Origin of the sequence: Ralstonia sp. ASV6 (assembly GCF_016429285.1) — a bacterium.
Taxonomy (GTDB): domain Bacteria; phylum Pseudomonadota; class Gammaproteobacteria; order Burkholderiales; family Burkholderiaceae; genus Ralstonia; species Ralstonia flaminis.
This window is the reverse complement of the sequence record NZ_JAELUI010000679.1, coordinates 1-299: the sequence shown is the minus strand read 5'-3', so window position 1 is coordinate 299 and position 299 is coordinate 1. Positions and strand designations below refer to the sequence as shown.

At 75.6% G+C, this 299-nt stretch carries 1 pseudogene; it reads left to right on the top strand.

Going from position 1 to position 299, the window contains the following annotated elements:
- A pseudogene (locus tag JHD73_RS28865) lies at positions 1 to 169 on the top strand (SDR family oxidoreductase); the annotation flags it as partial.
- Positions 170 to 299 lie beyond the last annotated feature (130 nt).

Genomic DNA, 299 nt, shown 5'->3' with positions numbered 1-299 from the left:
CGGGCTCACGCGTGCGCTGGGCATCGAATATGCGGCGCGCGGTATCCGGGTGAATTCGATCTCGCCGGGGCTGATCCTCACGCCGATTGCCGAGGCCGGCTTTGCCGCCGCCCCCGATCCTGAAGCCTGTCTCTTATACACATCTCCGAGCCCACGAGACATGGCGCCTGATCGCGTATGCCGTCTTCTGCTTGAAAAGGGGGGGGGGGGGGGGGGGGGGGGGGGGGGGGGGGGGGGGGGGGGGGGGGGGGGGGGGGGGGGGGGGGGGGGGGGGGGGGGGGGGGGGGGGGGGGGGGGGG